10 protein-coding genes are annotated in these 13,796 nt (G+C 59.7%); 4 read left to right on the forward strand and 6 right to left on the reverse strand.

The genetic code is table 11. The features are described 5' to 3' along the window. Nucleotides 1-32 precede the first annotated feature (32 nt). The 3 genes from modA to BR00_RS05235 are packed head-to-tail and all read left to right on the forward strand — an operon-like array spanning nt 33 to nt 2,746. Nucleotides 33-890, forward strand: a complete 858-nt coding sequence (gene modA / locus BR00_RS05225; protein ID WP_496476545.1) for a molybdate ABC transporter substrate-binding protein — start codon at nt 33-35, stop codon at nt 888-890. 4 nt (nt 891-894) lie between these two features. Then, on the forward strand, nt 895-1,674 hold the full coding sequence (locus BR00_RS05230) for a molybdate ABC transporter permease subunit (protein ID WP_496476546.1): 780 nt from the start codon (nt 895-897) through the stop codon (nt 1,672-1,674). Then, nucleotides 1,667-2,746 carry an ABC transporter ATP-binding protein gene (locus BR00_RS05235; RefSeq protein WP_496476547.1) on the forward strand — a complete coding sequence of 360 codons (1,080 nt, stop codon included), beginning with the start codon at nt 1,667-1,669 and terminating at the stop codon, nt 2,744-2,746. Before BR00_RS05230 ends, BR00_RS05235 begins: the two co-directional genes overlap by 8 nt. 437 nt (nt 2,747-3,183) lie before the next feature. On the opposite strand, the gene BR00_RS05240 is transcribed toward BR00_RS05235, so the two are convergent. The 6 genes from BR00_RS05240 to BR00_RS05265 all read right to left on the reverse strand — a co-directional run bounded on the left by BR00_RS05240 (nt 3,184) and on the right by BR00_RS05265 (nt 13,381). After that, nucleotides 3,184-3,696 (reverse strand): hypothetical protein, encoded by a 513-nt coding sequence (locus BR00_RS05240; RefSeq protein ID WP_496476548.1) that lies wholly within the window; start codon nt 3,694-3,696, stop codon nt 3,184-3,186. Beyond that, complete coding sequence (locus BR00_RS05245) at nt 3,693-8,282, reverse strand: phage head morphogenesis protein (RefSeq protein ID WP_496476549.1); 4,590 nt, start codon at nt 8,280-8,282, stop codon at nt 3,693-3,695. The genes BR00_RS05240 and BR00_RS05245 overlap by 4 nt, the downstream gene beginning before the upstream one ends. Beyond that, on the reverse strand, nt 8,282-9,829 hold the full coding sequence (locus BR00_RS05250; RefSeq protein ID WP_496476550.1) for a phage portal protein family protein: 1,548 nt from the start codon (nt 9,827-9,829) through the stop codon (nt 8,282-8,284). The genes BR00_RS05245 and BR00_RS05250 overlap by 1 nt, the downstream gene beginning before the upstream one ends. A gap of 140 nt (nt 9,830-9,969) precedes the next feature. Next, on the reverse strand, nt 9,970-11,250 hold the full coding sequence (locus BR00_RS05255) for an MFS transporter (RefSeq protein WP_496476551.1): 1,281 nt from the start codon (nt 11,248-11,250) through the stop codon (nt 9,970-9,972). 15 nt (nt 11,251-11,265) lie between these two features. Continuing rightward, complete coding sequence (locus BR00_RS05260; protein WP_496476552.1) at nt 11,266-11,787, reverse strand: Chromate resistance protein ChrB; 522 nt, start codon at nt 11,785-11,787, stop codon at nt 11,266-11,268. A gap of 70 nt (nt 11,788-11,857) precedes the next feature. Next, on the reverse strand, nt 11,858-13,381 hold the full coding sequence (locus tag BR00_RS05265; protein WP_496476553.1) for a terminase large subunit domain-containing protein: 1,524 nt from the start codon (nt 13,379-13,381) through the stop codon (nt 11,858-11,860). 216 nt (nt 13,382-13,597) lie between these two features. On the opposite strand from BR00_RS05265, the gene BR00_RS05270 reads away from it, so the two are divergent. Next, nucleotides 13,598-13,792 (forward strand): hypothetical protein, encoded by a 195-nt coding sequence (locus BR00_RS05270; RefSeq protein WP_302413079.1) that lies wholly within the window; start codon nt 13,598-13,600, stop codon nt 13,790-13,792. Nucleotides 13,793-13,796 lie beyond the last annotated feature (4 nt).

The following is a 13,796-nucleotide window of genomic DNA, read 5'->3' on the forward strand; positions in this document are numbered from 1 at the left end:
AAACTGTAGCAAATCAGACAAAGGAGAAAAAAATGAAAGTACTGAAGTCGATTTACGCATTGATTGCTTGCCTGGGGCTGGTGGTGTCCGCTGTGTCCGTCCAGGCGGCCGACAGCCTGCTGGTTTATGCCGGGGCTGCATCCCAACCCCCAACCGAAGAGGCCGCAAAAGCCTACGAGCAGAAGACCGGCATCAAGGTTGACGTTGTTTTTGGTGGCTCCGGCTATGTCCTGTCGCAGATGAAGCTCGCCAAACAGGGCGACATCTACTTCCCCGGATCATCAGATTATATGGAGCTCGCAAAGCGTGACGGCGACGTGTTCGCCGAAACGGAAAAGGTGATCGTCTATCTGGTGCCTGCAATCAATGTGTATAAGGGCAACCCGCACAACGTCCGCACCTTGAAAGATTTGACCAAACCGGGCCTGCGCGTGGCCATTGCCAATCCGGAAGGGGTGTGCGTGGGTGCCTACGCGGTGGAGATCATTGAGAATGAGTTTTCACCCCAGGAAAAGGCCGCCTTCAAGAAAAACCTCGCCAACTACACCGGCTCATGCGAAAAAACCGCCACGGCCATCTCATTGAAACAGGCCGATGCGGTGATCGGCTGGCGGGTCTTCCAGTATTGGGATCCGGAACGTATCGAGACCATCCGCATACCCAAAGAGCAGATTCCCCGGATTGGCTACATCCCCATCGCCATCTCCAAATTTACCAAGCAGAGTGATGAGGCGCAAAAGTTCATCGATTTTCTGACCGGTCCGGAAGGTCAGAAAATCTACGCCAAGTATGAATACTTCGCCTCCTCGGAGGACGCAATGGCTTGGCTGGGCGATCAAAAACCGGTGGGCGGCGAATACGTGGTGCCTGCCGATTGGCTGAAGAAATAAGTTCATGGTCAATCTGAAGCACACCAGCATCGGGGCCGCTTTGGCGGTCCTGATGTTCTATGGCAGTTTGATCCTCTCGCTGGCCTGGTTTCTGAACAGAACAACGCTGTGGGAAACCCTGTTTTCGGGACGCACACTGTTCTCCGTGAATCTGTCGCTGATGGCCGCTACGGTGGCCACCCTCCTGGCGCTGCTGCTGGCCATTCCCGCCGCCTATGCGCTGTCGCGCTTCTCTTTCATCGGCAAAGAGGCGGTCGAAACCGTGCTGGAGTTTCCCATCATCGTCTCTCCGGCGGCGCTTGGCGCGATTATCCTCATTTTTTTCAATAATCCGTTGGGTGAATGGCTGCAAACCCATGTGATGTATTTCGTATTTACCTTCGCGGGGATTGTGCTGGCGCAGTTTGTCACCATCCTCGGCCTGGCAACGCGCATGCTCAAGACAGCCTTTGACGAGGTGCCGGTGGATCTGGAGACTGTCGCTCGTACTCTGGGCGGCAGCCCACGCCACGTTTTTTTCACGGTGACGCTGCCACTGGCGCGCAACGGTCTTATCGCCGCCTTTATCCTCACCTGGGCGAAGGCTCTGGGAGAATTCGGGGCAACGTTGATGGTGGCTGGAAGCATGGCCATGCGCACCGAAACGCTGCCCATTGCGATCTTCATGCGTTTGTCCAGTGCGAACATAGAAGGCACGGTGGCGCTGATCATTGTGCTTGTCGCTATCGGCCTGTCCGCCCTGTACACTGCACGCCGTCTGTTACGGAGGAGCACGCATGTTTGAGGTCGAGGCGCTACATACCCGGGTTGGCAACTTCCGTCTCGAAGAGATTCACCTTTCTCTTGCCGAGGGTGAGTGCCACGCGGTATTGGGGCCGTCCGGCTCCGGTAAAAGCACGTTATTGAATGCCATCCTTGGGACGGTGCCCGTGACCGCCGGACGGATACGTCTGGGTGACGAGGAGATTACGCACTGGCCCATAGAGCGACGACGCCTGGGTTATGTGCCGCAGCATTTAGGGTTGTTCCCGCATTTGTCGGTCCGTGACAACCTCAGCTACAGCGCACGCGCACGTAAACTCCCTCGTGAGGAGTTCCAACCACTGCTCGACAGGCTGATTGAAATAACCGGTATCGGCACGCTGCTCGAACGCCGCATCACCACCCTCTCGGGAGGCGAGCGCCAACGCGTCGCGCTGGTTCGCGCCCTGACGGCCAACCCGCGTCTGGCATTGCTGGATGAACCCTTTACCGCCTTGAACGAAACCCTGCGCAGAGAGTTGTGGTGGCTGGTCAGCGAATTGCAACGTGAGCGCGGCCTTTCGGCGTTGCTGATCACCCACGATCTCACCGAAGCCTATTTTCTGGCCGAAAAGATCACGGTCTTGATCGATGGCCGTCAGGAACAGAGTGGCGACAAAAAAACCATCTACAGGCATCCCGCCAACCTTGCCGTGGCCCGCTTTCTCGGTATCAAAAACCTCTTTCCAGCCACCATCGTCGATGCGTCGGGAGAAAACATCGAAGTTGACTGTCCCAGCCTGGGTCGCCGTTTTCGGTTCCAGGGGCAGGCCCCGATCGGCACGGCGGTCCGCCTCGGTATCCGCGCTGAAGACATCATGCTTCGCGATGCCGGCCACCCGCCTCGCCCCGATGATTGCCTGCTCACCGGCACTGTCCGGCTCATCGACATGGGCGCGAACGTAGCGATGCATTTCCATTCGCAACAACTGCCGTCCGTCATCGAAATCGTAGCTTCGCGACGGGTGGCGAACTGCTTCAGAGTCGAGAACGATCAAAACCTGGTGACCATCGCCCTGCCTTCCTCCGCGATGTTCTGGGTTCGTGACGAATAATCCGGCACCAAATCGTTTGTAGCTGTCTATATGCGCAAGAGTGCATTGTACATCTCGATATGCAGATCGTGCCCCCTGTGCAGAAGGGGAGCGGGCGGAGTTCAGATGGGCCAGAACGGCCTTGCCGCATGCGTCGAGGGAGGGGTATTCGTCGGTCTCGGTGATCTCGGAAAAGACCCCGTCGTAGGGAGAGCGGGACAGCCGGTGGTATTCGAGAAAATCCGCCGGAAGCGAGGTGGCCCCGACCTCGACCAGACGGTTGACCACCCAGGCAGCCTCATCCTTGCGGTCGGCAAGCCCGTTCGGTCCCCGGTCGAGGTAGTACATCTCCACATCCAGACCGGGACCCGGCCCCTGAACCCAGACGCCCACGGGCACGTATTCTGGGACGGTGGCTTGCCGGTCGGCGAGTATCGAGTCGATCATATAGCGCAGTTTCATGACCAGTCCTCCGCGATCCGGAGATGTTCGACCAGAAGCTGGGCGTCGAGCCGGTGGAATCTCTCGGCGTTTTTCTGGCGGTAGGCGATCCAGCGTTGCCAGTCCGCCGCGAGTTCGGGCTCCGAGACCGGCTCGATCATTTCGACATGGTGAGTGCGGCCCAGGTCGTCGGTCAGATCGACAATCAGCCACCCTTCGGCCTCCTTACCGTCATGTTCGGCTGTCAGGGTATCTTCGATCATGATATCGACGACCTTGACGGTGTGGGCGTGCTGGAAGCCCTTGTCGTAACCGAGCGCCTTCCACAACAGCCAGAAATCGGTGCGCAGATGGTTTCCAGCGGCGTCGAAATGGGGTGCGATCCGGGTGACGGTGAAGCTGTCCACCAGGGTATCCAGAAAGAGATCCCCGGATTCTCTGACCGTCATGCGGCTGCCCCGGCTGTTGAACCAGTGCAGCGATTCCTGCAGCCGCCGTTTTTCCTGTTCGATAAAGTCCTTCATGGTCATTGTTTGCGTTTGCTCCAGCTTTGCGGGGTATGGACGATGTCCTCCACCTTGCGCCCGTCGGGCAGTTTCTTGATGCCACGCCGGGTGAAACTCTGGATGATCTCCCGGCGTTCGTTGTCGCTTCTGGCCACGATGAACTCGATGTTGTCCAGCAGCGTCACCGAGTATTTGAAGATGGTTTCGTTGCCATGGCGCTCTGAGAACCGCTTCCAGTCGTCGATGCCGGTCCCCCGGTTGCGCTGCACGTAGTCGTCGATCACCTTGCCGTAGGCGTCATGGTCATAGCTGATGGCGTCCATGCGCCGCAGCATCTGTTTCTTGAAGTAGAGGGCCGGTGAGGCGTCGCTGGACGGTTGCTTCTTGATTCGGGTGAAGAAATAGCTCGCGCCGCCGGTCTGCATGTCGGCCACCGGGGACATTCCTCCCGGAGCCACGCCCATGCGCATCTTCTCGACCGTGCTGACCATGGCTCCGTTGTTCTCCATGATCAAGTCGATGAAGCCGGACATGCTCTCGCCGTTGGTCAGATCGTGGACCAGCGAGTAGCCCTTCATCTGTTTTTCCAGGTCCTCCTCGGTGATGTCGAACCGGAACTGGTGCCGGTATCCGCCCTTGGCGTCGCGGTCCAGAAAGCCCGCCTGGTATTCGCCCAGCGGGTTGTATCCGGAAAGCTGGGTGATGTCCTGGACGCCCAGCTCCTTCTGCCAATAGCCGCGCAGGGCCTGGACCCGCTCGGTGGTGGTGGCGTTGCGGTCGTCGAGGGATTTCTGCAGTCGTTTGTAGTCGGCGCTCTTGTCGGTCTTGCGGATGTAGGCGAGCTTTTCGAGATACATCTGCTCCGCGTTTTCCGCCGTGGCCACCCGGGTATCGATGCCGAGCTGTTCGAGCTTTTCCAGCATCGCCTCGACCCGTCCGGGGGTTGCGTCGCCTTCCAGGATCATTTCCAGCTCGCCGCGCTGGGCATAGAGGTTGGTGTCCGACCAGGGGCGATAGCGGACCCGGGTGCCGTCCTCGAAGGTGACGGTGTACTGGTGTCCGTCCTGCATGCGGGAGTTGTGATTGAACAGCGTCCGGTTGTCGATGTCGTCGGCCTCTGCAGTGATGGTGCCGGAACCGATCCTGCGCTTGGTGTGGGTCACCTTGCCGCGTTCCACCTTGAACGGCGGTTTCTCCTTGGGTTTCTGCGCGTCGAGCTTCGGCAGATACTGCTCGAAAACGCCGTTGGTAGCCCGATCCCAGTCGACGGATTCTTCGATCTCCTTGACCCATTTCAGATAGTGGTCCGCCATCTCCTTGACCTTGGGGTCGGCGCTCTTCTGCAGGGTCTCCAGTTTCTTGCGCAGGCGCAGGGCCTTGTCGATCTTGGTCCGGTTGTACTTGCCGTCGCCCACGTGGAAGTTGACGTTTTTGACGGCGTCCAGAATCGTCGGAAAGAAGCTGTCTTCGACCAGCGGCTGTCCCTTTTCACCGGCCGCCGTCTGCACATAATTGCGCAGCACCTCGTCGATGCGGCGGTCGGTATCCGGCCGGATCTTCATCTTGACCACGGTGCGCTTCTTCCCCTTGAAGCTCTCGGTGAAGATCAGCGCGTTCTGGTCTTCCACGTCGCCGCTGTCGAAGGGCAGCGTCTTGCCCTGCCAGCCGAGCTTGCGGGCCTCCTCGACCAGGGCTTCCTCTGTTGAGGAGAGCAGCTTTTTCTTGCCGGTGGCGGTACTCAGCTTGTCAAAACGGAACCCCCGATCCCCCAGCACATCGGCGTAATAACCCTCGAAGTCCCGCCGGAGATTGTGTTTCCGCTCCAGGGCCTGATCGTAGAAATGCCGCAGCCCGGCCGGGTTCTTCGCGAACCGTCCCTCGGCGTAGGGTCGCAACAGATCGAGGTAATCCTCGTCGGCGATCTTTTCGACTTCCTGGATGTAGCGAAGGGTCGCGTTCGGATCGACCCGTACCTTCCCTTCCTTGGCCGCCCGGAAGACCTTGTTGTAAAACGGCTCTTCCTCGCCGCAGACGCCGTTGGGGTGATAGTCGAGCGAGAGCTTGTCCTGGCCCAGAAACTTGAAGGCCTGGCCTTTGTCGATTCCGTAGACGCGACCGTCCCGGGCACGGATGAACTGCTTGGAATGTCCGTCGTGATTGGCGATCAGCCAGTCGACCACATGCTCGCGCTGGATCTGCTCCAGTTCGATGGTGGTCAGATCCTGGGGCAGGATGTTGCGAAAATCGAAGTCTTCCCGCAGATCGGTGCGCCATTTCTGGATGGAGCCGGTGCGGCCGTTCAATTGGATGGTGCGCACCTTGATGGAATGGGGGTCGATCAAGCGGCCGATCTTGTAGGCGGCTTCCTCTCCGAAGGCGATGAACTCATCGTCCTTGCGGTCATGAGGCTTGAACAGCCATTTGTCGCCGTTTTCATCGGTCCAGAACTCCTTTTCATGTGCGCCGCCGACAGCGGCCTTGCCGGTTTTCTTGAACTTCGAAGGCAGACCCTTCTGCTGCCACGCGGTATCGACGGTGGCGAACTCTGCGCCTTTCTTGCCGATCTTGGGCTCGGGCGGCTTGACCGGCATCGGCTGCGGAGCCGGTTTCGGTGGCTCTTTCTTCGGTGTGGCGGGCTTGGCCGGTGCGGTTTTCTTTTTGCCGCCATGCTTTTCGGCCCAGGCGGCGTGCTTGGTGTCGATGCTGGCCTGAACCGCTTTGATTTTCGCCGGGTCGGTCTCGGTGAAGAGCGTGGTCAGCTCGTCTTTGTTGGCCCACTGCCAATACTGGACCTTGGTCTCCTTGGCGAGCGTCTTGAGCTCCGCCGATTTCAGTTTGCCGACCTGATCTTGGAAGAGCTGTTTCTTGAGGGCGATTTCCTTGCTGTGAGCCGCAAGCAGTTCCTGGGGCAAATCGGTGCCGCCGGAAACCGCCTGTTCCGCCTTGGCAATCGCGTCGAGAAAATCCTTGTAGCCGGTCGGCGAGTCGGGAACGACCACGGTCTTGGCGGCGTCTTCCAGGGCCGTTTTCTGTTTCTGGATCAGCTTCTGCTTGGCCTCATCGACCGCCTTTTTCTTGACCGACTCGGCCATGTCGGCACCGGCCTTCTTCTGCAGCGCCTCGACGAGCTGCTGCTTGTTCTTGAGGATGCCGATGCCGTGCTTCTGTTTGGCCGCCGCGAGTTCCTTGCCCATCAGGCCGCTGTGATCCACGCCGGGCTCCAGCTTGTCCAGCAGCTCGATGGTCTCCTGTTTGGTCATGTTGAGGGAGATGCCGTTCTCCTTCGCCATCTCCTTGAGCTGATGGGCGGTCATGCCCTCCAGCCCCTCGGCGGGAGGGATCTTCGCCATCTGGGCGGCGAGTAGCTTGGCCTGTTTGAGTTCCGCCTGTTTCAGTCCGAGCAGCTCGACCAGTTCTTCCTTGGTCCGCAGCAGACCGATCTTGTGTTCCTTGAGCTTGGCGCTGAGCGCCGCTCCGGCCAGGTCACCGTGATCGATACCCGGTTCGGCCAGATCGAGCAGCTTGATGAAATCGGCCTTGGTCCGGGCAATGGCCACGCCGTTCTGTTTCGCCAGGGTCTGGAGCTGTTTGACCGTCAGCGAACCGAGGTCGGCGATGTCGCCGGTTTCAAAGGCGCTCTTGAGCTTGGCGTTCTCCTTGGCCTGGGCGTCGGCCATGCCTTCCAGCACGTGGGGCGGGAGAATGCAGGCGTCCCCCTGCGATGCCTGAGCGGCGGCCTTCGCGGCCATCTCGCTGCCGCAGACGGTCATCGGCCACGCCACGATGTTGGTGCAGCGGCAGTGCGGATGCGCGGGTTGCTGAGGGAACTTGTCGATGGGAAAGGTCTTGCCGTCCAGGCCGCCGCAGACCGGGCACATGCGCTCATCCTCCATGGCCAGCCATTCCAGTTTTTGGATGCCGACCCGCTCGTGGAATTTGAGCCTGCCCATGTTGTGGGCGCGGAGGACCTCGGTGCGGGCGATCATCTCCATGCGGTACTGCGCCTTGCTGAACACCCGGCTTCCGGCCTGGCGAAAGGAGTCCTTGTCGATGATCACCTTGCCCATATCCCGGACGATGTCGTCGGCTCCCTTGCCCGTGGCGACGCCGTTCAGGATGGTACGCTTGATGCCGTCTGCGAGTTCGCGGTGGACGTCACCGGCGAGTGTGAGGTTGTATTGCGCCATGAAGTCGAGGGCATTGGTGTCGACGATGGTGAACACCTTGGTGGCCAGCTTGTCGATGCCCTCGGGCTTCAGGTCGGCGTAGAACGGCAGCGCCGCGTCGGCGAGTTCGCCGATTCCCTGCTGGATGCCGAGCTTGAAGGAGTCCTTGGTTGTCTTGCGAAAGACCAGGGTCTGCTCCCGCTTGAGCCGTTTCATGGTGTCGTCGAGTTCGAGCTGGAGCTTTTTCAGCCCTTTGAGGGCGGCGAGCTTGTTGTCCGGCAGGGAGCCGAGGGAGCGGTACTGAAGGATGGCGCGGGCGACCTCGTCTTCGGCCTGTTTGAGTGCCTGGGTGAGCTGGGCCGTGACCTGGTCGTTGTAGCGGTTACGGGCCGTCAGACTCTTCAGGGTGGCCGCCTGGATGCGCTGCTTGAGGTCCGACGGCATCAGCGGGGCTCCCGGCGGTCGATGAAACGACAGGCCGGGGCGTCGAAAGGGCGCTCGCTGCCCAGGACCCGGCAGTGGTTGGTGTCAGCAATGAAGTGGCTGCACTCGTCGCACACGGCAGCAATGCCGGTGGACTCCAGGTCTCCCGACCAGACCAATGCCGCCTCCGCCGTGGGTTGATCGTCCTCGGCCGGAATCCCGAGCATCTTCCGGGCGCGAGGCACGCTGAGGATGCCGGAGACGACCATATCCACCACCGGCTTCACCTGTTTCTCGTCCATCAGGTCGATCTGTTTGCGTTCGCTCTCGCGGTTGGCGGCCTCGATGTCTGGGTCCAGGTCCATCTTGATCTGAAGGCTGGAGCGGCTGATGAGTTTGCGGTCGTAGAGTTCGATGAGGAGCTTTTTGAAATCGACCGCGTCGCTGGGATCGAGGTCGTTGAAGATGAACTGGATGCTCTTGTCGCCGTGGCCGTTCAGCTCCATCCAGTCGTCGAACACCCAGTCGAGGAGCTTGCGTGCGGCCTGTTTGATCTCGCGGATCATGACCATCATCTTCTGCATGCTCACCGAGGCGGTGGCGAAATTCGGACCGTCGCCGGTCACCAGCGAGCGTGACAGCCCCAGGGCCACCACGATGTCTTCCTTCACCTCCTTGACCTTGTCCTCGACGTTGAGGACCTGGCCGTCGGTGCCGTGGGTTTCGACGTTGACGTAGAACGGGACCACCAGGCCGCTTTTCATGTCCATCTTGTTGACCATGTCGCGGACCTGTTCGAGCATCCGCTGGTCCGGCATCACCATCTTCTGGCCGAACGCGCCGCCCACCTTGAGCAGGCGGAACGGCGTGGCCCAGCGCTTGGCGATGGCCTGTTCGGCCCGGCGGTAGTCGCGCAGCAGTTCGATGGCTTGAAAGGCGGGAAGCACGAGGGAGTTGCCCCGGGGCGAGAAGGCCGGTGCGTCCCATTTAAGGTGGACCACCTGCTCGACGGGCAGCGGAATGGATTCACCGCCGCCGGGGGTGTCCTCGGGAAATTGCCGGGCCTCGATCAGTTCGCCCTGGGCGTATTTGACCTTGACCGAAACTGGGTTGACGCAGACCAGCTCCTCGATGTCCTGGCCGGACTTGGTGAAGCGCTTGAAGCCGATGGCGTCGCCTTTCACCAGGAGCTGAAGGACCATGTCCTTGATGAATTGCGTGATGTTCAACCGCCAGGCGGCCTCCAGTGCCTGCTCCTTGAGGGTCTCGTCGTCGCTGGTGATCTTGATCTCGTCGCCCACGGCGAAGGTGCGCCAGGAGTTGACGCAATTCTTCACCAACGGCTCCTCGACGTAGTATTCCCATGCCTTGCGGGCGCGTTCTTCCCAGGTGGCCGGAATCGCTTCGGTGGCGTTGACCTTGTTGAAAGCGGCCGAGTCGAGCGCTGCCGCTGCGGCCAGCGGCGCGATGATAAAGCCAGTGGTGTCCAGGCTTTCGGGTTGTTCGTCCTGATGGGCGGTGCTTTCCACGTGATCCTCTCGGTAGTTTCGGCCATGACAGCCGCACATCCGGCCCGTGTGGGCCGAATCCGGCTCGATGCCTGTTACTTACCGGAGCGGGGTAGAAAGCGTCGGAGGATGAGTTTGTCGGGTAGGAAAGTTTTCGAATCAAGCGGACCAAGCCGCTAATTCAGGCAGGGATCTTTGGACTATCGAGGGGAAAGCCGGATCAAGGTCACTGTTCCGGCAACCATGAAAAGCGCGGCGACGCTGAAGCCGACCATGGGAGAAAAAGCTGTCCACAGCACACCAACCAAGGAACTCGAAATGAATTTCGCTGTTCCATTGACGGTACCCAGAGCGCCATAGCTCATGGCCAAGGTCTCAGGCTGAACCATTTCCGCCGTTACGGTCGATTCAAGCGTCTCCTGCACGGCCATATAAAGCCCGGCGATAAGGAAGAGACCTGCCAGCAAGGGAACGCTGTCTATTCCGAACCAGAAGGCCAGCACTGTCAAGATGGCTGTCAATGCTCCCAGCACATAGCCGATGACCAACACAGTCAAATGGCCGATGCGGTCAGCCAGGATGCCCACCGGATAGGACATCGCGACTTGCACGACATTGCGCCATACGTACAAAAGTCCCGCCACCTGGGCCGCTTTGACGACCCCCAGAGAGGCCGTCAGCAATGTAGTGGCAGCCAGAATCAGCAAGCTGTGTGAGAAGTCGCCAATGCCAAACAGACCGACCGAACCCAGATAGCGCTTGAATCGTTTTGGTAGACCGTTCAGCGAGCTGAAAAATTTCATGGCAGGATTTGATGAATGCTGCGGGTCTTTGACCAAAGTCAGAAACGCCAGCACCGCCAGCAGACCCGGGATGATCGAAATCCACAACACGAGGCGGAAAGGCCCGGCCGCATCGTTCCAATTCCAGCTCTGGGCCAGGCCGAGCAGCGCGACCCCCAGCAGAGGACCGGCCACCGCGCCAATCGTGTCGGTCGCCCGGTGAAAGCCGAAGGCCCGCCCACGCGTTTCAGAAGTGACCGACTGGGTCACGATGGCATCGCGCAAGGGTCCGCGCAGGCCCTTGCCAAACCACGAAACCAACCGCCCGAGCAGGACCAATGGCCAACCTGCCGCCAGAGCGATCAGCACCTGTCCGACGGGAGTCAGTCCGTAACCGATCAATACCAGCAGTTTCCGATGGCCCAGCTTGTCAGCGATATAACCGGAAATCATTTTCGTGAAGCTGGCCACCGCGTCGGCGATGCCCTCGATAATACCCAGAGCCGCTGCCGGAACGCCGAGCACGGCAAGAAAGCCTGGAAGGATTACCGTGGTGGTTTCGTAGCAGAAATCGCCCAGCGCACTGGTGATGCCCGCTCCCGCAACCGTGCGGTTCAGCCAGCGCGAAGATCTCTTGTCTTGTGCGGTGGCGCCTCCCTTTGCGGAGGTCTGTAAAGAAGATTCCCTGGATTCACGCATACCCACTACAACCCCTTAATGATTTTCGTCGTGTGCATCGAAAACCCGCTGGGCGAAGCTGTCGAGCAACGCCTCGCAGTGTTTCAAGCGTTGCAAGGCTTCTTCCGCCAGGGTCGCACCGTAGAAATCAAGTTTGTGGATCTTCTCCAACCAGGACTGAAGTTTCTTCAGGTCCACATCGTTTTCTTCAAGCTCCGCATAGGTGAAATGACGGGCCTTAGTTTCCTTGGCTATCTCGGCTTCGAAGTCCTTACATTTGCCGAGAAACTCGACATACTCTTCGTCGCGGTCGGCCTTGAAGCGAGCAATTACCTTGTTTTCTTGTGCCTGGTCCAGTCCAACAGTCTCCAGGAGGACCGACTCGCCCGCCATTCTGGCGATCTCATTCTCGACCATTTTAAGGCGACGGGCGTGGTCGTCGGTTCTGGGCAGCAAACACACACCGTTCTGCAGATAGACCGCCCCCATGCTCTTGAGCCGACGCCAGAGGGCGACCCGCTTTTTGGCCGGTTCCGCAGGTACTTTATATGTGAGCAATAGCCAGTTGTTAGTCTCCATGGAACTAAAATAATGTAACGACCGTAACAAATCAACAGTAACATTTCGGTCAAATGAAAATCGGCTCCGTAAGCACCGGCTTGAGCGAGACCACCTCTTCGCCGACCGGGTCGAGGTTGCCTTCCTCCCGGATCAGCATGGCGCAGCGCACCGCGTCGATGATGTGGTCGTTGCCCTTGGAATAGATGATCTTGCCGTCCCGCAGGGTGTAGGTGTGGGTGGTGAACTGGTCTTCCACCTCCAGGTCGTCCGAGGGGAAAATGAGCTGCTTGCGTTGCAGTGCCCCGTTGATGAGGCTGGTCATCAACTCCTTGGTCCGTTTCTTGATTTCTTTGCCGTTCCGCACCGCCAGTAGGGTCATGCCGCCGAAGTCGTATCCCTTGAGCCTGCCTTCCAGCTCCAGCCCCCTGTATTTGTCCAAAGTGAGCAGTTCCTGGACCACGGCCAGTCCATTACCGCCGTTGTCCACGCCGATGCCTGCCGGGGTGTAGTACCGCTCCAGCAGAGCGAAGATCTGGGCGATATGCGGATAGGAAACGTGTTCCAGATGCACGCGCAGGATCATCTTCAGCAGGGTCCGCTCGCCGACCTCCATTTCCTGGAATACGACGATCTCGGTGGGATCGTTGGTGTAGCCCAGGTCGCCGCCAACCCAGAACTGCCCGCTGCGGGGCGTGAGGTTGAGCAGCATCTCCAGCCGGTCATGGGCCGCTTCCTCGGTGTCGCAGTCGCGCATCTCGGAATCGGTGATGACGATCTTCTGATACTCCAGCAGATCCTGCCGACAGAGGTTGAACTGTTCGACGTTGAAGGCCCCATAGGAGGGCTTGCCGTGTTCACCGGCCACCTCGTGCTGCCAACCGGAGCTGTCGCGGCCGCCGTAGAACTCCAGCAGTTCGGCTTCGCGATCCTCAGTCCACAAGGGGTTGAGCCAGGACGGCCAGCGGAACACATGGAACTGCTCTGATGATGTGAGCCGGTAATAGGTGGTGTCGCGCAGGCCGTTGGGCGTGGAGTAGATGCGTAGCGTCCCCCCGGCCTTGAGGCACTGGCGCAGCGCCTTCCAGGCCCGTTCGGTCAGCCAGGCTCCTTCATCGACCCAGATGCGGCCCACGTGCAACGAACGAAAGGCGTCGCCATAAGCCCCGGCCGGGCGGAAATAGAGCACCGAACCGTTGGTGAACTCCAGCCGGAAGTAGGGTTTGCGGTGGATCTTGGGCTTGCCATACTTGGTCAGGGCAATGCTGTTCATCAGATCCGGGTTGGTGTCGAGCTGGAACTCGACCTCCTCGATGATGGTATCGAGGTGCCCCTGGTGCGGGGCCGCTATCAAACCCTGGCCGCCTCGGGTGGTGAAGGCGTAATGGAGCGCGTCGGTCGAGAGCACGATGGACTTGCCCACGTCCCGGCCGTCGAGGTGGATGATGTTCTTGGCCGGGCAGCGCAGGTCCTCCACCTGATGCGGCCAGTAGTCGCGGCCTGAGCCATCCCGGTTGTAGAGGTAGGCTTGCCCCCACAACACGGGATCGCTCAGGGTCGCCGCGAGTTTGCGCTCCTTGTCGGTTACCGCCATCAGTGCATTCCCGTCCTCAAGGCATTGCCGAGGATGCGACCAGCGGGATGGTCCATTCGAGGGTCTTCTTCAACATGTTGATCTCCTTTGGGTTATGGGTTTGGGGCACATGCAGAAAGATCTCTACAAACACTTGATTTCCAACGAAATAGAAGCGTCATTGGATGTGACGCGGGATGGTCCCGCATCAACGAAAACCGGAACCGGAGGCAGGCCATGACCTACGACAGAAACCGCCAGCAGGCACTCAAGGCGTACCGAGAAAAGCAGGAGAACATCGCCCGGCTGATCGAGGGCATTCGCGGCAAGCTCGAAACGGACGCGAAGCAGCCGGACATCACCTGGGCGAGCGTCGGCTCCCTCGGCCACGTCGAGGAACTGCTGCGGGAGCTGGACGAGTTCCTGTCCTGAACAC

Source organism: Thermodesulfomicrobium thermophilum DSM 16697 (genome assembly GCF_059568695.1).